This window comes from Niallia sp. (assembly GCF_031978665.1).
Classification (GTDB): domain Bacteria; phylum Bacillota; class Bacilli; order Bacillales; family Cytobacillaceae; genus Niallia.
This window is the reverse complement of sequence record NZ_DALZDK010000013.1, coordinates 67,550-90,112: the sequence shown is the minus strand read 5'-3', so window position 1 is coordinate 90,112 and position 22,563 is coordinate 67,550. Positions and strand designations below refer to the sequence as shown.

22 protein-coding genes are annotated in these 22,563 nt (G+C 33.8%); 20 read left to right on the top strand and 2 right to left on the bottom strand.

From position 1 onward, the window contains the following. Positions 1-220: 220 nt before the first annotated feature. From RTL21_RS09235 to RTL21_RS09185, 11 genes are all read left to right on the top strand, one after another. Positions 221-958, top strand: coding sequence for a hydrolase (locus tag RTL21_RS09235; RefSeq protein WP_312095535.1), 738 nt, complete (start codon positions 221-223; stop codon positions 956-958). Between the two features lie 176 nt (positions 959-1,134). Then, positions 1,135-1,917, top strand: coding sequence for a hypothetical protein (locus RTL21_RS09230; protein WP_312095533.1), 783 nt, complete (start codon positions 1,135-1,137; stop codon positions 1,915-1,917). A 70-nt stretch (positions 1,918-1,987) separates the two neighbouring features. Continuing rightward, positions 1,988-2,950, top strand: coding sequence for a BMP family ABC transporter substrate-binding protein (locus RTL21_RS09225; protein ID WP_483870166.1), 963 nt, complete (start codon positions 1,988-1,990; stop codon positions 2,948-2,950). A 340-nt stretch (positions 2,951-3,290) separates the two neighbouring features. Next, complete coding sequence (locus RTL21_RS09220; protein WP_312095529.1) at positions 3,291-4,091, top strand: SDR family oxidoreductase; 801 nt, start codon at positions 3,291-3,293, stop codon at positions 4,089-4,091. Positions 4,092-4,211: 120 nt separating this feature from the next. Next, a complete protein-coding gene (locus RTL21_RS09215; RefSeq protein ID WP_312095527.1) occupies positions 4,212-6,146 on the top strand; it encodes a BglG family transcription antiterminator in 1,935 nt (644 codons plus the stop codon). 11 nt (positions 6,147-6,157) lie between these two features. Then, positions 6,158-6,607, top strand: a complete 450-nt coding sequence (locus tag RTL21_RS09210; RefSeq protein WP_312095525.1) for a transcriptional regulator GutM — start codon at positions 6,158-6,160, stop codon at positions 6,605-6,607. Positions 6,608-6,622: 15 nt separating this feature from the next. Then, the gene (gene srlA, locus RTL21_RS09205; protein ID WP_312095523.1) at positions 6,623-7,174 is read left to right on the top strand and encodes a PTS glucitol/sorbitol transporter subunit IIC; all 552 of its coding nucleotides are present in this window, start codon (positions 6,623-6,625) and stop codon (positions 7,172-7,174) included. A gap of 16 nt (positions 7,175-7,190) precedes the next feature. Then, on the top strand, positions 7,191-8,213 hold the full coding sequence (srlE, locus tag RTL21_RS09200) for a PTS glucitol/sorbitol transporter subunit IIB (RefSeq protein WP_312095521.1): 1,023 nt from the start codon (positions 7,191-7,193) through the stop codon (positions 8,211-8,213). 66 nt (positions 8,214-8,279) lie between these two features. After that, positions 8,280-8,645, top strand: a complete 366-nt coding sequence (locus RTL21_RS09195) for a PTS glucitol/sorbitol transporter subunit IIA (RefSeq protein WP_312095519.1) — start codon at positions 8,280-8,282, stop codon at positions 8,643-8,645. Positions 8,646-8,788: 143 nt separating this feature from the next. Then, positions 8,789-9,469 carry a transaldolase family protein gene (locus RTL21_RS09190; protein WP_312095517.1) on the top strand — a complete coding sequence of 227 codons (681 nt, stop codon included), beginning with the start codon at positions 8,789-8,791 and terminating at the stop codon, positions 9,467-9,469. A gap of 23 nt (positions 9,470-9,492) precedes the next feature. After that, positions 9,493-10,269, top strand: a complete 777-nt coding sequence (locus RTL21_RS09185) for a Cof-type HAD-IIB family hydrolase (protein ID WP_312095515.1) — start codon at positions 9,493-9,495, stop codon at positions 10,267-10,269. A gap of 57 nt (positions 10,270-10,326) precedes the next feature. On the opposite strand, the gene RTL21_RS09180 is transcribed toward RTL21_RS09185, so the two are convergent. Further along, the gene (locus RTL21_RS09180) at positions 10,327-10,731 is read right to left on the bottom strand and encodes a hypothetical protein (RefSeq protein WP_312095513.1); all 405 of its coding nucleotides are present in this window, start codon (positions 10,729-10,731) and stop codon (positions 10,327-10,329) included. A gap of 486 nt (positions 10,732-11,217) precedes the next feature. On the opposite strand from RTL21_RS09180, the gene RTL21_RS09175 reads away from it, so the two are divergent. The 5 genes from RTL21_RS09175 to RTL21_RS09155 all read left to right on the top strand — a co-directional run bounded on the left by RTL21_RS09175 (position 11,218) and on the right by RTL21_RS09155 (position 16,534). After that, complete coding sequence (locus RTL21_RS09175; RefSeq protein WP_312095511.1) at positions 11,218-12,156, top strand: beta-ketoacyl-ACP synthase III; 939 nt, start codon at positions 11,218-11,220, stop codon at positions 12,154-12,156. A 74-nt stretch (positions 12,157-12,230) separates the two neighbouring features. Further along, positions 12,231-13,472, top strand: a complete 1,242-nt coding sequence (gene fabF / locus RTL21_RS09170) for a beta-ketoacyl-ACP synthase II (protein WP_312095509.1) — start codon at positions 12,231-12,233, stop codon at positions 13,470-13,472. A gap of 374 nt (positions 13,473-13,846) precedes the next feature. After that, the gene (locus RTL21_RS09165; protein ID WP_312095507.1) at positions 13,847-14,269 is read left to right on the top strand and encodes a Fur family transcriptional regulator; all 423 of its coding nucleotides are present in this window, start codon (positions 13,847-13,849) and stop codon (positions 14,267-14,269) included. 339 nt (positions 14,270-14,608) lie between these two features. Beyond that, a complete protein-coding gene (locus tag RTL21_RS09160; protein WP_312095505.1) occupies positions 14,609-15,364 on the top strand; it encodes a DUF2268 domain-containing putative Zn-dependent protease in 756 nt (251 codons plus the stop codon). A gap of 423 nt (positions 15,365-15,787) precedes the next feature. Continuing rightward, on the top strand, positions 15,788-16,534 hold the full coding sequence (locus tag RTL21_RS09155; RefSeq protein ID WP_312095503.1) for a YjbA family protein: 747 nt from the start codon (positions 15,788-15,790) through the stop codon (positions 16,532-16,534). A gap of 119 nt (positions 16,535-16,653) precedes the next feature. Here the strand turns inward: RTL21_RS09155 and trpS are convergent, their stop codons facing one another. Next, entirely contained in the window at positions 16,654-17,643 is a 990-nt protein-coding gene (gene trpS / locus RTL21_RS09150) for a tryptophan--tRNA ligase (RefSeq protein WP_312095501.1), read from the bottom strand. Between the two features lie 773 nt (positions 17,644-18,416). On the opposite strand from trpS, the gene RTL21_RS09145 reads away from it, so the two are divergent. From RTL21_RS09145 to RTL21_RS09130, 4 genes are all read left to right on the top strand, one after another. After that, positions 18,417-20,030 carry a peptide ABC transporter substrate-binding protein gene (locus RTL21_RS09145; RefSeq protein ID WP_312095499.1) on the top strand — a complete coding sequence of 538 codons (1,614 nt, stop codon included), beginning with the start codon at positions 18,417-18,419 and terminating at the stop codon, positions 20,028-20,030. A gap of 248 nt (positions 20,031-20,278) precedes the next feature. Next, entirely contained in the window at positions 20,279-21,214 is a 936-nt protein-coding gene (locus tag RTL21_RS09140; protein WP_312095497.1) for an ABC transporter permease, read from the top strand. A gap of 2 nt (positions 21,215-21,216) precedes the next feature. Further along, entirely contained in the window at positions 21,217-22,134 is a 918-nt protein-coding gene (locus tag RTL21_RS09135; RefSeq protein ID WP_312095495.1) for an ABC transporter permease, read from the top strand. Positions 22,135-22,146: 12 nt separating this feature from the next. Further along, a partial coding sequence (locus tag RTL21_RS09130) for an ATP-binding cassette domain-containing protein (protein ID WP_312095493.1) occupies positions 22,147-22,563 on the top strand: 417 nt, incomplete at its 3' end.

The following is a 22,563-nucleotide window of genomic DNA, read 5'->3' as shown; positions in this document are numbered from 1 at the left end:
AATGTGAATGAAATACCTTTCTTAAATTTTTCACTTTTTCATAAAATTGTATTCCTGCGAATGTTAATAAGCTATTTTTCAGGCTGCAAGGATAAGGTGAATCATTGCCATTTGGTCATGTAACTCCGCATTTCTTCTTAGAATATAGGCAAACTCCCTTACATTTTAATAAAAGAGACATACATTATTAAAAGGAAAATGCTAAAAAGGAGTTTTTGAGATGGAGAACCGGAACTTCCAGTTAGATACCGAATGGAACATGATACACTATCCTCATCGACCTAATGGTTTCGGTATCTTAATTATAGGAGACGAAAGGAATTTTGTAACAGATACAAATAGTTTTTGGAATCAAAATGAAGGAAAACGAACCTTAATTGAATCATTATTGGATAATGGTTATACCATTTTTTATTCCAATTTATACGGAAAAAATTGGGGAAGTGAAAAAGCTTTACAATTAGCTAAAAGATTATATGAACATATTATTCGAACAGAAATACTGAATCATCGAATCCATGTCATTGCAGAAGGAATGGGAGCACTGACAGCTATTCGCTTCATGATGGAAATGAAGGATAATATACGTTCGGTTGTTTTGTTAAACCCTATTCTATCTTTAAAAGAACATTTAGAAAGGGAAAAAGAGCATAAGTTTTTTATTAAGAAATTAACGAATGAAATCAGTATAGCTTTTAATACAAATAAACATGAATTATTGGATTTATTAAAGGATAAAAAGGAGTATCAGTTAGAGGAGACCGACACACCAACAAAAATTATCCAAATTTTGCAAAATGGCAGATCCTATTATCAGTCTCATACATTAAAAAAAGCTTCTGTTATTTGGGAAGAAAAAAATCTGCCCATTTTCGTCTCATATGTTTTACCAGAAAAAAGAAGTGCGATGCCAAAACAGATTGCTACTTTTTTTAGAAAGTATGAAAAAAAACTTTGAAAGAAAAGATGTTGTTCTAGTAGCTATATGCTAATGGAACAGCATCTTTAGCTTTTCTAATCGGAAATAGTTCGCTGCGTATGAATAACTTACCTTGTATTCATAAGGCATTACGAAATATTTACCTTTTTAGATGCATATGAATACATTAAGTAATTTTTTATGGGAGGATTTTTATGAAGAAAGCAGTAGTTTTCGGTGCATATCAATTTCTCGGGTTTCATATATGCGGGGCACTGTTAGATGAAGGAGAGGAGATAATTGGTGTATCCTTTCCAAACATGGATGTAAATGATATAGAAGATAAAAGAATGGAGATAGGAAGAAATGCTAATTACAGTGAAATAAGCTGGAATCAAGTTGATTCTATACTCCGAGATCCAGAAATTGATTGTCTTTTTTATGATCTCTATACAGTGGAAAATCTACAATCTGTGTATAGGATGATTAGAAGTCAGATTTTTAATCGTAGTAAGTTTCCTATCAATAAAAAGCTTGTTTTCTTAGTAAATATTATGTCTGTAGAAAAAGAAAGGGAGCTATTCAATTCCATTAAAGAGGAATTGGATAATACTACTCAGATCATACATATGCCTACATTATATGGACCATGGCAGCCAAGTGATTTCTTGTTTCAACAGGTAATAGAAGGAAAAGAGCAGGAAGCTATTCACATTAGTTTCCGAGAATGTCCAATGGACGCAATTTTTATCGAAGATGCGGTAATGGCAGTAGTAAAACAGACAAACATCGGACAAAATAATGATATTCTATTAAAAAGTAATGTAATAAACCATTGGCAAAGATGTTTAGAACATTTAAAATGGGATATACCTAAAACAATTAAAAAAGATGTAGAATACTCCGGAAGATTAGAAGAGGTTATGGTAATAAATAAATGTAGCATTTCAGAGAACCTTGATAAACAGAAAAAACATCATTTATTATATAGAATTTAATAGTATTATAGGAGTAATAATAATGAAAAGAGTATTAATGAACATACGGAAAAAAACAATGAGGGAAAAGATGTATCTTATCATTCCTCTCATTGTATGTGTTCTTTTTCTTTTCCTTTTTTTGAATGGCTATACTAGTAAAAAAGGAAAGATTGAAAAAGTAGGTCTCCTCGTAAGCGGAACAGTAAGTGATCAAGTGTGGGGAACAAAAGGATATAAGGGATTGTTAAATATTCATACAAAATTGGATGTCGATGTCTTTTATAAAGAGTCGATTGATTCCTATACCGTAACGGAAAGAGCAGTAAAAGAATTTGAGGCAAAAGGTGTTAATTTAATTTTTGGGCATGGTAGTGATTTTGTTCAGTATTTTAATATTCTTTCTTCTAAGTATCCATCTATTCATTTTGTAAGTTTAAATGGAAGAGAACCGTCAACAAAAGAAAATACAACTAATATTAAGTTTGAAAATTATCCAATGGGTTTCTTTGGTGGGATGGTAGCTGGACATATGACAAAATCGAATACTGTTGGCATAATTGGGTCTTTTGAATGGCAAGAGGAAGTAAAGGGGTTTGAAGATGGAGTCAACTATGTCAATAAAAACGCAAAAGTCATAAAAAAATTTGTAAATGATTGGGATGACCGAGAAAAGGCGAAGAACCTGTTAGAGGATGAAATCAATCAGAATGTGGACATTGTATATCCTGTAGGCGATGGTTTTAATGTGGAAATAGTAGAGAGAATTAAAGAAAAAGGGCTCCATGCAATTGGATATATTTCTGATCAATCTAACATAGGAAAGTATACGGTACTAACAAGTACAGTTCAAGATATCCCTAAGATTTACGAACAGACTGCCACTGCATTTAATGAAGGAAAACTTCAATCAGGTAATCACACCTGTGGAATGAAAGAAGCTACCATCTATTTGGGCAAATTTAGTCCAAATGTAGACAAAGATTTTATCAAAGCATTGAAGAAAGATGTGGAACAGTATAAAAAGACAGGCAAGTTGCCAAATGAGGAATAGATGAAGGCAAATAAAGCAAAGTTCATTTATTCAGCATAGAATGACATGGAATGTCTAAGTGGAAACACAATCATAAAAAAATAGGTAAGTTAAAAATCATTTTTTCTAAAGAAAGACTAGGTGCTTTTTTTAGAAAAAATGATTTTTTATTTGGAATAAAAGGAGTTTAAAGATTACATCAATATATCGAATGAAAAAAAGCTTCAAAAGCTGGTGGGGAAATTAATTAATACAACATTCTGCACGGTTGTGTGCAAATATAGGTATTAATGTAATAAAGGATGCGTTTTATACTTAAAACATAGAAATGAAAACGCTTAATGATGAGGGGGAAAAATAGATGGATAATACTTGGCTAGACCTTGAAGGAAAAGTAGCGATTGTAACTGGAGGATCTTCTGGGATTGGTTACTCCATTGCAAAAGAGTTAGTTAATAATGGTGCAAAGGTAATTATTTCGGATGTAGCCGGAGAAGAGGGACCACAGTCAGACGGTTCTTATCTTATTAAATGTGATGTGACAAATAAAGAAAGCGTCAATCAAATGGTTACTAAGACGGTTGAACAGTTTGGAAAGATTGATATCTTAGTAAATAATGCTGGTGTTAATTTACCAAGATTGTTAGTCGATGTAAAAGGGGAAAAACCCCAATATGAATTAAGTGAAAAAGATTTTGATTTTATGGTTGCTGTTAATCAAAAAGGTCCATACCTTTGCGCGCAAGCAGCAGCAAAGGAAATGCTGAAGCAAGGTAAAGGGGTAATTATCAATGTTGCTTCTGAAGCAGGTCAAGAAGGATCAGCGGGTCAGAGCTGCTATTCTGCAACTAAAGGAGCACTAATTTCATTTTCTCGTGCTTGGGCAAAAGAGTTAGGGCCACATAATATTCGTGTAGTTGCAATTGCTCCAGGAATATTAGAAAAAACAGGATTACGCACGGATGCTTATAATGAAGCTTTAGCATATACGAGGGGCGTTACAGTAGATGGTTTATCAACTGATTATAGTAAATCAATTCCAATTGGCCGAGAAGGTACATTACAAGAGGTTGGTGATTTAGTGTCCTATCTTGCTTCGGATAGAGCTAGTTATATCACAGGAACAACCTTTAATATATCAGGTGGAAAATCACGTGGTTAACAAACTTACGATTAATTAATAAATCAGCTTATTCACCAGCGCTTTATGATATATTTAGTAAAATTGAATATAAGCATTGTGCATATATGAGCAACATAGATATAAGGGTGTGGAATAGGAATGACTGATTTACGTACAAGTAATCGTATAGAGCAATTAATTAAAATTACAAGTAAAAAAACGTATTGTTCCTTAGAGTATCTTGCACAGCAAATGGATGTAAGTACAAGAACAGTGCGAATAGTAATAAATCAATTTAATAATGAGTTAGCTGGTATAGCAGAATTAGTTAATGAAAGAGGGAAAGGGTTTTTTCTGAAAATCAGTGATCAGCAAAAACTTAATATGATGATAGAACAGCTTAATAATCTCTCACAGAAGGTTGATTCTCCTCAAAAAAGGATTGCAGCTGTTATCGATATGTTATTAAATGATGATGAAATTATCACAATGGATGAAATGGCCTTTCGGTTAAACGTAGGAAGAACAACGTTAGTAAATGAATTAAAAAAAGCATCAGTAGCTCTTGAAACGTATAATCTTGCTATTAAGGGAAAACAAAACAAAGGAATGTACTTAAAGGGAAGAGAAATAGATTTGCGCTTTTTTATCCTGGATAATTTATTTCATTTTTTGTTTACAGAAGACCCAATGGATGAAGATATTAAAGATGAAATAATAAAAATTGCCAATTATTACGACTTCGAGATAAGTACAAGAGATAGGATACTTCAGTCCATTATTATTATGCTTGATCGCCTATTAAAAGGTCATTCAATAAAAGAAATGGATGATAAATACCAAAAGATATTATTTTCAGCAGATTTCAATATAGCCTTAGAAATAGCAAAGGTACTGGAGAGGAAATTATCTATTGAGATTCCTAGAAATGAAATTCTTTTTCTTGCACTCCCGATTGTAGGGAGAAGGACACCGACGAATAATCATTCCATTGAAGAAATTACAGTCACACAGGAAATTACGAATTTATTAGATAATATCATCATTTATTTAGGGTTTAATTTAAAAACGGTAAAAGAAAGTGGAGATTTCTACAAGGATTTACAATATCATCTTACTTTCATGATAAACCGTTTAATGTTTAATATCCAATTGAAAAATCCCTTGTTAGATGACATCAAAGAAAAATATCCTTTAGCATATCAAATGTCAGAGATAGCAGGGGAAAGAATTTTAAAAGAATATGGTATGAAGGTTTCAGAAGAGGAACTTGGATATATCGCATTGTATTTCGGTGTTTTTATCGAAAGTAATAAGGACAACCTAAATAAATTAGAACAGGTTGTAATCGTATGTGGAACGGGTAGAGGAACGGCGAAAATTGTCGCAATGCAGCTGAAAAGAATCTTAAATACCAATACTAAAATAGATATATTTTCTGAGAATGAAATCAATATGAATAAATTAAACAAGTATGATATTGTCTTCTCAACTGTTAATTTATCTTACAATATTCAAACACCACTCATTATCCTAAATGAAATTTTTGATGAGAAAAAGGTATTAAAACAAATTGAACGTATCACTTACTTAGATAAATTTAAAATAAAGGAAAATAGTATTACAGGGTCCCAGTCCGTTATTAAATTACTACTGAATAAACAGAAATTCTTTATTTTGGATCACACGAAAAATTATGCAGATAATCTAAATAGGATGGTTGATCAATTAGTCTTAAATGGTTATGTCGATGATGGATTCAAGCAAAGATTACAGATAAGAGAAGAAAAAGGGTCCATGATATTTGACAAACATATTGCTCTTCCACATACCGTTAATTATCAGTCTGACAAAATAGAGCTAGCGATAGGGGTTTTTCCTGAAACAGTCTGGCAGGATAATCATTCATTACAGATAGTATTTCTATTAGCACTTCCTGAAAATACAGAATATGATGCTAGTCTATTAGTGAAAATTTATGATGAAATTATAAATTTATCTTCTAATACAAAATTGGTGAATAAGTTGATTGCCGTAAAAAAATATGAAGATCTATGTCTTTATCTCGATGATGGAGTAGAGAAGGATAGTTAGGAAGTGAAAGAATGGAACTAATTATTATCATGCTTTTTATTGCAGGAGCATTTGTGATTCAAATGGGGTTGGGATTCTTACAGATTAAACATTTTACTAAGGGCTATTCCGAACTGAGAAGAATTGGAAAAGTAGCAATTGGAAAGAAACCTGGACGAATTCGAGCAGGAACAATCGTTTTATTTGCAATCAATAATAATGGGAGAATCCTTGCGGCAAAAAAAATGCAAGGGGTAACTGTAATGGCTAAGTTTCGAGATTTACCAGGCTTTATTGATAAAAATATTAGAAATTTAAAAGATGAGGATTTAAAGCATTGCAATAAATTACTAAGGGATGCGATTTTAGATGCCTCAAATAACTACAAGATTATTATGAGTGGTGGAGTAGTACCAGAAAAAGATAGTTTCTTTAAAAGAATGATGATACGTGCAGAAAATGCCGTTTCATTAAAAAAATAACAAGAGGTGGAATTCATGGATTATATCATTAAGTTTGCTGAAGGATTTAGAAATTTATTTGATACTGGAGCAGAGACATTTATTTCATGGATGACAGGTATTGTGCCAGTAGTGTTATTACTACTCGTAGCAATGAATACAATCATTCAATTAATAGGTGAGAATCGCATCAATCGTTTAGCGTCGGCATCTTCAAAAAATCCCTTATTAAGATATTTAGTTTTGCCATTATTAGGAACATTCATGTTAGGGAATCCAATGGGATTATCATTAGGCAGATTTTTACCAGAGAAATATAAACCTAGTTACTATGCATCTGCTTCTTATTTCTGTCACACAAGTAATGGATTATTTCCTCATATTAACCCAGGTGAGCTATTTATTTTCTTAGGAATTGCAGCAGGAATAGAACAATTAGGCTTTAGCACGGCAGATCTAGCGGTCAGATATTTCCTTGTAGGATTGGTTATGAATTTCTTCGCAGGCTGGATCACTGATTTTACAACGAAAATGGTAGAAAAACAGCAAGGAATTAAACTAAGTTCCGAAGTGAAATTAAATCATTAAGATGGAGGATTCCAACATGACACATTATCGAACTATAAAAATAAAAAAAGGTAATGGTGGATTTGGTGGTCCACTGACTGTTACACCAACCGAGCAGAAAAATAAAATTGTGTATATTACTGGTGGAGGAGCAAAGCCGGATATTGTAGATAAAATTGTAGAATTAACAGGGGCTGAGCCAGTAAACGGATTTAAAACATCAGTACCTGATGAGCAGATTGCCATTGCTATCATTGATTGTGGTGGAACATTAAGATGTGGAATTTACCCACAAAAACGAATTCCAACGATTAACATAATGCCTACAGGCAAAAGTGGTCCATTGGCAAAATTTATAACAGAAGATATTTATGTCTCTGCAGTTGGCCTAAATCAAATTGAACTTGTAGAAAATACAGCTATTTTGGAAAATGCAAGTGCAGTAGAAAAGGAAGAGGACACACCTAAGAAAGAGTATAAATATAGCTCGGATAAAAAAATCTCGCAAACTTTGGCGGAAAATCATAAACAAGGACTTCTTACAAAAATAGGACTTGGCGCAGGAAAAGTAATTAGCACATTTTATCAGGCTGGTCGTGAAGCTGTCCAAACATTAATCAATACAATTATCCCATTTATGGCTTTTGTATCCTTATTAATTGGTATCATTCAGGGATCAGGAGTAGGAAACTTATTTGCTAAATTAATGTCACCGCTTGCGGGAAATCTTATTGGTCTATTGTTGATTGGATTTATTTGTTCCCTACCATTTCTTTCTCCTTTATTAGGGCCTGGAGCAGTAATTGCACAAATTATCGGGACACTAATAGGTGTTGAAATCGGTAAGGGAAATATCCCGCCAAACTTAGCATTGCCTGCGGTGTTTGCAATTAATACACAGTGTGCTGCAGATTTTATTCCAGTTGGATTAGGTCTAGCTGAGGCTGAAGCGGAAACAGTGGAGGTTGGAGTTCCATCCGTATTATATTCGAGGTTTTTAATAGGTGTACCACGAGTGTTTGTTGCTTGGTTAGCAAGCTTTGGATTATATAGTAATTAAAAAAATGAAATGTAAGCGATCAAATAGTGAATGGAGGCGAATGGCATTATAAATATGCCGAATAAGATGAAAACAATTTACGAAAATACAATCAATAGCATAGGGCCATTAGCCACAACCTTTTTAGAAGAAAAGATGATTATTCTTTTTGGAGAAGGAGCACCGAAAGAATTAGCAGAATTCTGCTACGAAATTGAAGTAGTTGGGGTTGAGGATACGATAAAACCTGGCCAGAAATTAATGATAAATGATGAATCATTTGAAATAACATCTGTCGGTGACATTGTAGAACAAAATTTAACGTCCATGGGTCATATCACTTTACGCTTTGATGGATCCACTAATCCTGAACTTCCTGGTACTCTTTATATGGAAGAGAAAGATCTGCCAGCTTTTGAAATCGGTACTAAATTAAAAATAGTTTCAGAGTAAGAAGATAGGATAGGAGATTTCCAACTAGAATTTTTAATCCTTGCAATGAGTTAAGTAAAATAATTTGCATGATTAGATAATGAAGGGGAATCTCCTATTTTTAATTCTTTACTTTCTAGATTTTTTTAAGGAGGAAATATTCCGTGAGGCTTTATATTGATTCAGCAAATCTTGACCAAATTGAAAGAATGAACGAATACTATCCAATTGCTGGTGTAACAACAAATCCTTCTATTCTTGTAAAAGAGAAAAATCATTACATTCAAGCTCTCCAAGATATTCGAAAAATAATAGGGGAAGAGAAAGAACTTTTTATCCAAGTTATTGCAGATAATGCTAGTGAGATTGTAAAGGAAGCTGAGTATTTCCAGACAATGATCCCAGGGAAGACAATTATTAAAATTCCTGTGACAGAAGAAGGAATAAAAGCAATAAAGACATTGACTGCTAAAAATGTACCGACATTAGCCACAACCATTTATACACCATTTCAAGCATTAATCGCTGCAAAAGCAGGAGCAAAATATGTTGCACCTTATGTGAACAGGATTGATGATTTATCAGGAGATGGAATTCGTGTAGTGAGTGAAATAGCAACTCTATTTACTATACATAAAATGAGTACAGAGTTGTTGGCAGCGAGTTTTAAAAATGTACAACAAGTTTATGAAGCTTGTTTATCTGGAGCTCATACAATAACTGTGGCACCAGAAATAATAGAAAAATTGATTGATTTTCCAGCAACAGCTAGAGATGTTAAAGTTTTTCAGAGCCAGTGGAAGGAAACGTATGGAAATGAGGCAGGGAATCTCCTTCTTAAGTAAAAATGGATTGGAGCGAAACAAGAATGGAAACGAATAAGATTGTTTTTTTTGATTTAGACGGAACGCTTCTAACTAGTGAACTTACGGTGTCAGAGAGTTCGGTAGAGGCAATAAAAAAGTTAAAGGAAAATGGTGTGGAGCCTATTATAGCAACAGGTAGAACACTAATGGAAATAGGATATATATTAGAAGCTACAGGTATCAATTCAGTAGTTGCTATGAATGGACAGTATGTAATGTATAAAGGAACCGTAATTTATGAAAATCCATTAGATGTAAAAGAGGTAAAGGAATTACACTTAGATACAATGAAAAATAGACATGAAATGGCATTTTATAATGCGGAAAAGATTTGTGTTACAAATGAGGGCTCTATTCTAATTAGGAAGAACTATGAAAGAGTAGGTGGAAAATATCCTCCTATAAATGATGGCTTGTACAATCAAGAACCCATTCATTTAATGTTACTATTCTGTGAACCAGGTGAAGAAGCTTATTATCAAGAGAAATTTCCACATTTTCAGTTTATAAGAAATTCACCTTATGGATGTGATATCTATCCTGCTGGCAAGTCAAAGGCTACAGGCATAGAGTATCTGCTAACTCATTTAAATTGTTCTGTTGAAAATACGTATGCATTTGGAGATGGATTAAATGATTTAGAAATGTTTGAGCTTGTAAAATATCCAGTTGCAATGGGAAACGCATTTGATATTGTTAAAAAGTCAGCCACCTATGTTACAACAAGTAATAATGAGGATGGTATTGCAAATGGGTTACGATTATGTGGAATCATCTAATCCTTTAAATAGTATATAAAAAAGGGGATGGATTAATAAACAATCAGGTTGTTACTATTAATCCATCCATTTCTTTATGAAGGGGGTTATTTTCTTGAAAATGGGTTTTAAATCATTAGCTGATGTCATAAACAAATCTACATTTTTCATAAGTAGCTCAAGGTCGACTTGATTGAGGAAATTTGCAATTGCTTCAAAGTTTGTATTTTCTTCTTCTTTTTCTTCTATATGTTTAGTTGCGTTATCATTACCCCTCCCAAGAATCCAAGCATCGCCCTTTACTTTCCTATTGTTTGAGGACACTTCTTCATTTAGTTGGATATGCTCGACCTGTTCTTTTCTTATGGAACGATGGTTTGTACCAAACATAAACATGGAGAAGTGATCGACTTCTGTTTGTTCCTTCTCTGTTATGTGATCTGAATCTTTCTCTTTATTGATTTCATTTTTATAGTCATCCATTTTTCTTCCTCCATTAAACACTCTTTTTTATTGGTGCTCTTAATTAGGTTATGAATCGAAATTGGTAAATGCTTAGACCAATGTAATAGAAAACAAAATATGTTGCAAAAGGGAGGAGGAATTTGATAAAATTAGTACCAAGTCATAATAATTGATAATAATATATTACTGTAATAATGTAGTTTTATCCTTCTTATAAGACCATATTGGACAATTTAGGGTAAACTAATAGAAACACATTGGCTTTTGTCTTTAGATTACTGGGCAAGCTGAATACATGTAGACTTCTGAGGAATGAAAATGACTATAGGCTAATCGTACCTTTCCAAAGATAGCGAATTGTATTCTGACTGCGAGTAAAATTTGCAATCTTTTTTCGTAACTATTAAGAAAGACTGTTTCAAAAAGTTTGTTGCCTTTAAACATATAACAGTCAAAAAAGAGAGACATACCGGATAACCGGTGACTATAAAGGAGCTGAAAGCTTTGGGTACAGGAATAATTGGTATTGGCCGTGAACTTCCAGAAAAAATTTTAACAAACCTTGATTTAGAAAAAATGGTCGATACAAATGATGAATGGATTAGAACAAGAACAGGGATAGAAGAACGAAGAATTGCAGATGACAATACAGATACATCTGATATTGCATTAGCTGCAGCAAAGAAAGCAATTGACGATGCTGGCATTCATCCAGAAGATATTGATATGATTATGGTAGCAACTGTTACTCCCGATCAGTCATTCCCTTCTGTTGCCTGTATGATTCAAGAAAAATTAGGTGCAAAAAAAGCCGCTGCAATGGATTTAAGTGCTGCATGTGCAGGCTTTATGTATGGTATGGTAACAGCGAAGCAATTTATTGATACAGGTGTCTATAAATATGTGTTAGTAGTTGGAGTAGAGAAGCTTTCCAAAATTACAAACTGGGAAGACCGTAATACAGCTGTTCTATTTGGAGATGGAGCTGGAGCTGCAGTATTAGGCAAAGTTTCAGAAGGAAGAGGAATCCTTTCTTTTGAATTAGGAGCAGATGGTTCTGGCGGAAAACATCTTTATTTAGATGATGACGACTATATTTACATGAATGGTAGAGAAGTGTTTAAATTTGCAGTTCGTCAAATGGGTGAAAGCAGTGAAAATGTATTGGTAAAAGCAGGATTGTCTAAGGAAGATGTAGACTTTCTTATCCCACACCAAGCAAACATTCGCATAATGGAAGCATCTAGACAAAGATTGGATTTACCAGAAGAAAAACTATCCAAAACGGTTCATAAATATGGAAATACAAGTGCTGCATCTATTCCTATTTCATTAGTGGAAGAATTAGAGGCAGGAAAAATTAAAGAGGATGATGTGCTTGTAATGGTCGGCTTCGGTGGAGGCTTGACTTGGGGAGCAATTGCTATGCGTTGGGGGAAATAAAAAAAACTCCAATAGTGTAAAGTGAGAATATACAACTAATTTGATGATAAATATAGAAAAAAGGAGAATAGGACATGAGTACAAATAGAAGAGTAGTTGTTACTGGTATTGGTGCTGTAACACCACTTGGTAATGATGCGATTACTACCTGGGATAATATTGTTGCTGGTGTTTCAGGAATTGGACCACTAACAAGAATTAATGCCGATGAATATCCAGCAAAGGTAGCTGCAGAAGTAAAGGACTTTAATCCAGAAGATTTTATGGATAAAAAAGATGCTCGGAAAATGGATCGCTTTACTCAATATGCAGTTGCAGCTTCCATGATGGCTGTAAAGGATGCCGATTTACAAATAACAGATGAAAACGCACCTCGTATTGGCGTGTGGATTGGTTCTGGAATTGGCGGAATGGAAACATTCGAAAATCAATATGAAATGTTTCAAAAAAGAGGATATAAAAGAGTAAGTCCTTTCTTTGTACCGATGTTAATTCCAGATATGGCATCAGGACAAGTATCTATTACATTAGGTGCAAGAGGAGTAAATTCTTGTACTGTTACTGCATGTGCAACTGGAACAAACTCTATCGGTGATGCATTTAAAGTTATTCAGCGTGGAGATGCTGATGCAATGATTACTGGTGGGGCAGAAGCGCCGATTACAAAAATGTCCGTAGCTGGCTTCTGTGCAAATACCGCTTTATCCTTTAATCCAGATCCTAAAACAGCAAGTAGACCATTTGATGCAAATCGAGATGGATTTGTTATTGGAGAAGGAGCAGGAATTGTTGTTCTAGAAGAATTAGAGCATGCATTAGCTAGAGGTGCTAACATCTATGCAGAAATAGTTGGATACGGTTCAACTGGAGATGCGTATCATATTACTTCACCTGCGCCAGGAGGCGAAGGTGGAGCAAGAGCAATGAAAATGGCAATCAATGATGCAGGACTTGCGCCAGAAGATGTTTCTTATATTAATGCACACGGTACAAGCACTGCATATAATGATAAGTTTGAAACAATGGCTGTTAAAGAAGTATTTGGAGATTATGCTTATAAAGTTCCAATGAGCTCAACAAAATCAATGACTGGTCACTTACTAGGTGCAGCAGGCGGAATTGAAGCTATTTTTAGCGTTCTAGCAATAAGAGACAGTATTCTACCACCAACTATTAATTTCGAAACAGCAGATCCAGATTGCGATCTAGATTATGTAATTAATACCCACAGAAAACAAGAAGTAAATGTAGCAATGAGTAATTCATTAGGCTTCGGCGGCCATAACGCTACAATTGTGTTTAAAAAATATCAATAAATGATTAGCCGATTTTGAAATGATTTTTATTGATTTTGCTAATCGATTATTCATTTAAACTGTAAGTGGAACGAACCTGTTAGGTTTAATTGCGAAAGCAAACTTCCGCGAAATAATCCATCGTAAAACTGTTAGAATCTGTCATAATAATTAGACAGATTCTAACAGTTTTTTTATTGCAAAATAAACAAATCAAAGGTTTAATTATAATAATTTTAAATTAATATTGACTATTATTATAAAGTGTATATAATTAAAACTATAATTCTATTATTTACTGTAAAAAATTTGGAAATAATTACTATTAAAAGAAAACGCTTTCTTTATAAAGAAACTAGTATTTAAGGAGATATTATGTAGAAAGGAAGAATTCTATGCTAAGTATAGAAAAGGCTAAAAACCTGTTAAAAGAAAAAAATGTTCGTTTAACGCCACAAAGGCTAGAATTAATTAATATACTTTCTAAAGACAATAAACACTGGACAGTAGATGAAATTTATCATGTCCTAAATGAGAATATGCCTTCAGTAAGTATTACAACTGTATATAATAATGTCCATTTATTCATGGAATTAGAGTTGTTAAAAGAAATACAATTTGGTGAAGGACTAAGTAAATATGAATGGAAAAAAGAGGAACACTATCATATTGTCTGTAGTGGTTGCGGAGAGATAGTGGATATTTGGTATCCAACGTTAAGGGAGGTAGAAGCATTTGCGAAATCCATATCTAAATTCCATATCAGCTCCCATAGTCTCCAATTCTATGGGACCTGTGAACAGTGTTCAAAACCATAAAAGAAAAAATATGGTCCTTTGTTTAGAGTGTAAACAGCCAATAAAACGATTAAAGCACTCTATTATTTGTGGCTGTGGAAGCAGAATTATGAAAGATACAAATAGATAATAGAGCATTATTTAATAATAAAGGGATATCTAAAGAAGAATCGGAGTAGATAGATGTAAATCCATATTTAAAAGTGGATAAATCTTGAGAGCTGATTTAATATGGGATATTCCTCTTTTAATTGAAAGAAGCTTTATACGAAGATCCGCCCCCCCTTTGGAACCTAAATTTTTTGCATCCATATACTGATTAATTGAACTGGATAAAATGAATTAAAAGGGGAAATATTGGTGGGGGTAATCGATACAAATAAATGGTTAGAGGATCATTTTTATGATCCATCTTCTATATGCGAACATTTTAAGACCTCATTTGATGAAGAGGAAGCTCAAAATATTTATCAGTATTTAATGAGATTTGGAATGTATAAGCCATCAAGACGTTCTAAACAAACGTTTGAGAAGATGAAAGAATTAGAAACTTGGAGTAAAATAGATCAGTTTTTTAAAAAGTATAAGAAAAAATGGAATGGACCAGATGTGCCTGTTTATCTTTTTCCTTTTCAGACGTCTTGGAGAGCAGAGGACAATAAGTCTGGAGTATCGTTTCCTAATCAGCTTTTTTTATTTATTGGAGAAGTGACAGACGATAAAGAATTAGAAGCCCTTTTTATTCACGAATATCACCATGTATGCCGCATACATTATCAAAAAAAAGCAATAGAGGATTACACCTTATTAGATTCCATGATAATGGAAGGATTAGCGGAGCTCGCTGTTAAAGAAAACTGTGGAGAAGCTTATAATGCAAGCTGGTGCTCTATATATGATAAAGATACAATAAAGAGATTTTGGGATAAAGAGCTAAAGGATTATTTAGATGTAAAGAAAACGGAAGAGAAACATGATCAATTATTGTATGGATATGGACGTTATCCACGAATGATTGGATATAATTCAGGATTCTATCTAGTTAATAATTATCATTCCAAGAAAAAAATAGCAGAAAAAATGCATTTTACAATGAAAAGTGAAGTGTTTTTATAAATAGATACCCATATAATTTTTCGAAGGCGAGTGGAAAAGCTACTCGTCTATTTCGTTATTTCAAGAAAAAGTAAAGGAATTCAATTTTACTAGCATGACACGACTGAAAAAATGGTAGTAGAAATGATATAAAAGTGACATGTATACGAAAGTTTGTACATATTATGATACTAAGTTAGAAGAAGGTAAGAAAATACCTTACACCTCTAATAAGAGAAATACTAAAACAGCCTGAATATACATTGACGCTTGTCGACTTAGCAAGCAGGGGAGCTCCACAAGTAGATTGGGAGACACTAAAAATAAGATAGTTATTTTCCAGAATAAAACGAGGGTTAAAAATAATCCTTTGAAAATAGGAATAAATTTACTACGCTCTGCCAATACTTATGGACAAACAGTTGTTGAAGTGAGGGATAAAATATGCAGTATCTTCATGATGTTTGGGTAAATTGGTTTGAAGGGGAAGAAAACGGATATAATGTTTGTCACTTTCATGAATGGAGAAAAGATGACGGTGTTGAATTATTGGATCAAGTTCCGCTATTGAAGGTAGACTCTTGTTTATTTAATTACATAGAAAACGATTTGGCGGAACTACCACGACAATTATTGGAAGAGATTTATCAGAAGGCATATCTACGAAAAAATCATGAACGAATTCAATTAGATTATTGTTTTGTAGTTTCTGATGGAATTGGACTTTTAGTAGTAGACACAATAGGCTATTCTGTTCCAATTCGTAAAAGTCGAATGATACCTAGACAAGAACAATTGGCGTATGAATTGCTTGAAAATCAAGAAACAATTTATTATAACTTTCAAAACAACGAAGAAAAGAAAGAATTCCATATTTTATCACCTGAGCCACATGTGATGAATGGATTAACGAGAAAAGAAAGACAATTAAAGCAATTGTTGTTTATGGCATTGGATCAACTATATTCTTCTGAAAATGTGGCAGAGGTTCGTTATTGGTACACTGAATGGAGCCCGGAGCGTTATTTTGAAATTCAGCATTTAGAGTTTGAACATGCATGGAATGAACTATATGAAAGTACAAAATATGGTTGGTCAAAAAAGCATGAGCATTTTTGTGAGAATATTATAAAAGGTCAGCCGTTTTTTGAAAAGCTATGGGAAATGGAGCATGGCCCGAAGGTAAATTAAGAGTGGTCAGTTTAGAGATAACAATAAAAAATTGAGCTTTGTGAATATGACTAGTTTACTTACAGTCTAAAACCCGATGAAAATTCATCGGGCTTTTTCATTGTTTCTACAGGAATTAATTAACGGCGTTTACGACCTAACCCCATCGCGTTTTCCATCTTCTTAATCATTTTACCTGCTACTTTATTTGCTTTTTCTGCACCTGTATCTAAAATATCATCCAATTCAGTAGAATTCATTAATTCGTTATATTTCTCTTGAATAGGTTTTAATGCATCAACAACAACATTTGCTAAATCTGACTTAAAGTCTCCGTAGCCTTTGCCTTCGTATTTTGCTTCAAGACTTCCAATGCTTTCTCCTGAAAGGATGGAATAAATGGATAAAAGGTTCGAAACGCCTGGCTTGTTTTCGCGGTCGAATTTTACAACCCCTTCTGAGTCCGTTACAGCACTTTTAATTTTCTTAATAATGGTTGCTGGCTCGTCCAGTAAAGTAATGGTTGCTTTATTATTTGTATCGGATTTGCTCATTTTTTTCGTAGGATCTTGAAGAGACATGATTCTTGCACCTACTTTTGGAATTCTCACTTCAGGAATCGTCAAGATATCATTGTATTTTTTATTAAATCTCTCTGCAAGATCACGAGTTAATTCTAAATGTTGCTTTTGGTCTTCTCCAACTGGAACGATATCCGTACTATATAAAAGGATATCTGCCGCCATTAATGGTGGATAGGTTAATAGCGCAGCAGAAACAGCATCTTTACCTGTCGATTTGTCTTTAAATTGTGTCATTCTCTCTAATTCGCCAATATAGGAGATACATTGCATTAACCAAGCTCCTTGGGCATGGGCAGGCACCTCTGATTGAATGAAGAGGGTAGCTTTATTAGGATCAATCCCCACTGCTATGTAAAGGGCTGCTAAGCTGCGGATATTATTTCTTAGTACCATTCTATCTTGAGGTACCGTAATAGCATGTTGATCAACGATACAGAAGAAACAATTATATTCATCTTGTAGTTCGACAAATTGACTTAAGGCACCAATATAATTTCCTAATGTAATAGTACCGCTTGGTTGAATCCCAGAAAAAATTGTTTTCATGATAAATACTTCCTCCAATATGTATTCTAGACACGTCTGTTTAGTTGAATGGCTTCACCTAAACAAACGGTTTATTCCATTTACTAGGCTTCTAATGGCTATTGTTAACACTTAAACCAATTTAACAGGCTAACAGAGTCGAAAAAGAGAACCCAGAAACTAAATTATAATCATTATTATATCCATTTTAGCATGATTAGTTGATATTCAAAGGCTGTTTTCTAAAAGATTGTATTTTTTCTATAGGAAAATTTCAAATGAATAAGGAGAAAGTCTAAATTCATAAAGGAGAAGTGTGGCTAAAGGAAAGTGGGGAGTAAGGATAAAGCGCGGGTCAAGGATAGCTAGCAAAAGAGAATGATTTATATATTTTGTCAATTATAATAATTCGGATAAATTTATATTAATATAATTATTCAGTAGATTTGTATATTTCTGATTTGTTTTTATTCTACAAAATTCTACATAGTTCTTGCGTAAAAAATATTCCAACTATATAATTGTCATTACGAATGGATTAGGTAGTAATATTTCAGACTATTTAAACACATAAGAATACATAAAAGTTTGAATTAGCGAAAAAGTTATTTCAGAATAATAATATGTGCGCTATGTATGGGAGTTTTCATTTAAGATCGTTTTTATGCAATTAATAGTCATTTCTTTTAATTAACTGACTATTTAGGAAATGATTGCTTGTGTATTCTAAGGTTTAGAATGGGAAAGCTATTTTCGAAGTTCCATTTGAGGAAAATTATTTAGGGGGTAATTACATGAGAAAAAGAATGCTTGTACTAATGAGCTTAGTGCTTGTACTAAGTGCTTTTCTTGCTGCATGTGGTAATGACAAAGGTGGAAGTGATAAATCATCACAAAGCTTGCGTCTGAATATTGTTTCAGAACCACCGACTTTACATCCAGCATTAGCTACCGATTCAACATCAGGTGGAGTGTTAATTCAAACATTTGAAGGATTAACTCGTATTGATAAAGATGGAGTTCCTCAGCCTGCTATGGCAGAAGATATTCAGGTTTCAGAAGATCAGTTAACCTATACATTCAAAATTCGTGAAGATGCATCATGGACAAATGATGATCCTGTAACAGCTGCAGATTTTGAATATGCTTGGAAATGGGCAATTGACCCTAAGAATCAATCTCAATATGCGTATCAACTTTATTCGATACAAGGTGCTGAAGCAGCAAATAATGGTGAAGGAAGCCTTGATGATGTTGCTATTAAAGCAGTAGATGAAAAGACTTTAGAAGTAACATTGGTAAATCCAACACCTTATTTCTTACAGTTACTAGCTTTCTATACTTATTTCCCAGTGAATAAAAATGTAGCTGAAGCAAATCCAGATTGGTATAAAGATGCTGGAGATGACTATGTTACAAATGGTCCTTTCAAAATGACAGAGTGGAATCATAGTGAGTCTATTCTTTTAGAAAAGAATGAAGACTATTGGGATGCTGACACAGTTAAATTAGAAACAGTAGAAATGTCAATGGTAGAAGATCCAACAACAGAATTAAGCATGTTTGATAATGATGAATTAGATTGGGCAGGTTTACCATTTGGTTCATTGCCTACTGATTCTATTAAAGCTTTAAAAGACAATGGCGACCTAAATATCAAAGCGATTGCAGGAACTTATTGGTATAAATTCAATACCGAAGAAAAGCCATTTAACAATGAAAATATTCGAAAAGCATTAACATATGCGATTGATCGCCAAGCGATTGTTGATCAAATTACACAAGGTGGACAAATTCCTGCTATGGCAGTTGTACCTCCAACAATGTTCGAAGAAAATGAAAAAGGTTATTTTAAAGATAATGATATCGAAGCAGCAAAAGAAGCTCTTGAGAAGGGCTTGAAAGAAGAAGGCTATGCTAGTGTAGAAGATTTACCAACTATCACATTATCTTATAATACAAGTGAAGCGCATGCTAAGATTGCGCAAGCTGTTCAAGATATGTGGAAAAAGAACCTTGGTATTAATGTGGAATTAGACAACGAAGAATGGCAAGTTTATTTAGAAAAAATTGATGCAGGCGACTATCAGATTGGCCGTATGTCATGGTCTGGTGACTACAATGACGCATTTAATTTCCTAGAATTGTACCGTGATGCAGACGGAGGAAATAACGATACTGGTTGGGAAAATGCAGAATACAAAAAACTTCTTAACGCTTCCCAAAAAGAAACAGATGAAGCTAAACGCAAACAATTATTACAAGATGCAGAAACTATTTTAATGAATGAACTTCCAATCGCCCCTGTATATTTCTATACAAATACATGGGTACAAAAAGAAAACCTTAAAGATGTAGTAATTTCAGGTTTAGGCGAAGCTCAATTAAAATGGGCACACTTTGAATAATAAAAGGAATGGCTATATCTGTTGATCATGTTTGGTTATTCTCTTTCTAATGCTAAATAGAAAAGTATATTCTAGAAGAAGCATTATAAGGCTATATTTGGAACAGAAAAACCTTTCATGTAGCTGAAAGCCAAAATAAAAAGAGGCTGTCTTATTTAATGAGTGATACTTTTAAGTAAAGCTCGTTCCCTAAGACATCCTCTTCCTTTCTAATTGGCATTGTTTTAGAAAAAAATGGAGGTAAAACCATGATAAAGTACTTGACAAAACGTTTGCTGTTTATGGCACTTTCCCTATTGTTAATCATTACAGCTACGTTTTTCTTCATGAGGATGGCACCGGGTAACCCGTTTACATCGGAAAAGAAAATGCCGCCTGCAATCGAAGCAAATTTAAATGCCCATTATGGTCTTGATCAACCTTGGTATGTTCAATATGGAGAGTATTTGCTACGAGTGGTTCAATGGGATTTTGGTCCATCATTTAAATATAAGAGTCAGACAGTTAATCAATTAATTAATGAAGGCTTCCCAGTCTCGTTAGTATTAGGATTAGAAGCCATTTTTATTGCTTTAGCAATTGGTGTTACATTAGGAGTAATTGCAGCATTAAGACATAATAAATGGCAAGATTATTTAGCAATGATTGTTGCTGTATTAGGTATTTCGGTACCATCCTTTATAATGGCAGCTTTTTTACAATATATTTTTGCTATGAAACTAGGGGTTTTTCCTGTAGCAAGATGGGGAACTTTCTCGCAAAGTGTTCTTCCCGCACTGGCATTAGCAGCAGGACCTACAGCTTTTATTGCTCGTTTAACTAGATCTTCTATGTTAGAAGTATTGAGCAATGATTATATTAAAACGGCAAAAGCAAAAGGAATTAGCGGCTTTAATATTACCGTTAAGCATGCAATCCGTAATGCAATCCTTCCAGTTGTTTCTTATATGGGACCATTATCTGCAGGGATTGTTACAGGAAGTTTTGTTATTGAGAAAATTTTCGGTATTCCAGGGCTTGGATCACAGTTCGTTAAAAGTATAAACAACCGTGATTATACAGCTATTATGGGAGTAACTGTCTTTTATAGTATTATCCTGTTAGTATCTGTTCTTCTTGTCGACTTATTGTACGGATTAATAGATCCACGAATTAAATTATCGGGCGGGAAGAAAGGAGAGTAAAGATGCAAGAAATATCGAAAGATAAATTTGAAATAGTAGGCAATAGCAGCATAGAATCGGAAAAAATATCAAAAGCAAGTCTATCGTTCTGGAAAGATGTATTTACCCGTTTTAAGAAAAATAAGCTTGCAGTATTTGGACTTGTTATATTAATTCTTTTAATCATTATGGCTTTTGTTGGCCCACTTTTAACTCCATATAATTATTACGAAAATGATTTATCAAAAACAAATCAGCCTCCGAGTGCAGAGCATTTCTTTGGAACAGATGAACTGGGACGGGATATGTTTGAACGCATTTGGTATGGTGCAAAAATATCTCTATTTATCGGGATTGCTGCAGCATTTATTGACTTAGTGATTGGGGTAATCTGGGGAGGAATTGCAGGGTATAAAGGTGGAAAGACTGATGAAGCAATGATGCGTATCGCAGATGTATTGTATGGAATTCCTTACCTTTTACTTGTAATCCTTCTTATGGTTGTGCTTGGACAAGGGATTTGGACAATGATTCTTGCGATGAGTATTACTGGCTGGATCAATATGGCCCGCATGGTTCGCGGACAAGTATTATCTTTGAAAAGTCAAGAATATATTTTAGCATCCAGAACATTAGGAGCAGGAGTCTCAAGAATTATGAGCAAGCATTTAGTTCCAAATGCGATGGGACCTATCCTTGTTACGTTAACGCTAACTGTTCCCAATGCTATTTTTACAGAAGCATTTTTAAGCTATCTTGGTTTAGGATTAACGCCTCCATTAGCTAGTTGGGGAACAATGGCCAATGATGGAATTGGTGCGATGCAATATTACCCATGGCGCTTATTCTTCCCAGCAATGTTTATTTGTTTAACAATCTTTGCATTTAATGTTATAGGAGACGGAATCCGAGATGCTCTTGATCCAAGACTACGTAAGTAAGGAGTGAGATAAATGGAAAAATTATTAGAAGTAAAGGATTTACAAGTCTCATTCCATACGTATGGAGGAGAAGTGCAGGCAGTCCGTGGAGTATCCTTTGATTTATATAAAGGGGAAACATTAGCAATTGTGGGTGAATCTGGTTCAGGTAAGAGTGTAACTTCGCAAACATTAATGAAATTGATTCCAATGCCTCCAGGACATATTAAAGGCGGCCAAATTTTATTTAATGGGGAAGATATTGTTCAAAAAACAGATAAAGAGATGGAAAGTATCCGTGGAAAAGAAATGAGTATGATTTTCCAAGATCCAATGACATCCTTGAACCCTACAATGCGTATTGGAACGCAAATAATGGAAGTACTGATCAAACATCAGCAAATGAACAAAGAAAATGCCAAAAAGAAGGCAATTGAACTTTTAAGCTTA

What these genes read in the sequence shown, in the direction of transcription:
- RTL21_RS09215 (WP_312095527.1), top strand. Translation starts at nt 4,212, where the DNA reads ATGACTGATTTACGTACAAGTAATCGTATAGAGCAATTAATTAAAATT.
- RTL21_RS09135 (WP_312095495.1), top strand. Translation starts at nt 21,217, where the DNA reads ATGCAAGAAATATCGAAAGATAAATTTGAAATAGTAGGCAATAGCAGC.
- srlA (WP_312095523.1), top strand. Translation starts at nt 6,623, where the DNA reads ATGGATTATATCATTAAGTTTGCTGAAGGATTTAGAAATTTATTTGAT.
- RTL21_RS09140 (WP_312095497.1), top strand. Translation starts at nt 20,279, where the DNA reads ATGATAAAGTACTTGACAAAACGTTTGCTGTTTATGGCACTTTCCCTA.
- RTL21_RS09230 (WP_312095533.1), top strand. Translation starts at nt 1,135, where the DNA reads ATGAAGAAAGCAGTAGTTTTCGGTGCATATCAATTTCTCGGGTTTCAT.
- srlE (WP_312095521.1), top strand. Translation starts at nt 7,191, where the DNA reads ATGACACATTATCGAACTATAAAAATAAAAAAAGGTAATGGTGGATTT.
- RTL21_RS09210 (WP_312095525.1), top strand. Translation starts at nt 6,158, where the DNA reads ATGGAACTAATTATTATCATGCTTTTTATTGCAGGAGCATTTGTGATT.
- RTL21_RS09165 (WP_312095507.1), top strand. Translation starts at nt 13,847, where the DNA reads ATGCTAAGTATAGAAAAGGCTAAAAACCTGTTAAAAGAAAAAAATGTT.
- RTL21_RS09195 (WP_312095519.1), top strand. Translation starts at nt 8,280, where the DNA reads ATGAAAACAATTTACGAAAATACAATCAATAGCATAGGGCCATTAGCC.
- RTL21_RS09180 (WP_312095513.1), bottom strand. Translation starts at nt 10,731, where the DNA reads ATGGATGACTATAAAAATGAAATCAATAAAGAGAAAGATTCAGATCAC.
- RTL21_RS09155 (WP_312095503.1), top strand. Translation starts at nt 15,788, where the DNA reads ATGCAGTATCTTCATGATGTTTGGGTAAATTGGTTTGAAGGGGAAGAA.
- fabF (WP_312095509.1), top strand. Translation starts at nt 12,231, where the DNA reads ATGAGTACAAATAGAAGAGTAGTTGTTACTGGTATTGGTGCTGTAACA.
- RTL21_RS09185 (WP_312095515.1), top strand. Translation starts at nt 9,493, where the DNA reads ATGGAAACGAATAAGATTGTTTTTTTTGATTTAGACGGAACGCTTCTA.
- RTL21_RS09145 (WP_312095499.1), top strand. Translation starts at nt 18,417, where the DNA reads ATGAGAAAAAGAATGCTTGTACTAATGAGCTTAGTGCTTGTACTAAGT.
- RTL21_RS09235 (WP_312095535.1), top strand. Translation starts at nt 221, where the DNA reads ATGGAGAACCGGAACTTCCAGTTAGATACCGAATGGAACATGATACAC.
- RTL21_RS09225 (WP_483870166.1), top strand. Translation starts at nt 1,988, where the DNA reads ATGTATCTTATCATTCCTCTCATTGTATGTGTTCTTTTTCTTTTCCTT.
- trpS (WP_312095501.1), bottom strand. Translation starts at nt 17,643, where the DNA reads ATGAAAACAATTTTTTCTGGGATTCAACCAAGCGGTACTATTACATTA.
- RTL21_RS09220 (WP_312095529.1), top strand. Translation starts at nt 3,291, where the DNA reads ATGGATAATACTTGGCTAGACCTTGAAGGAAAAGTAGCGATTGTAACT.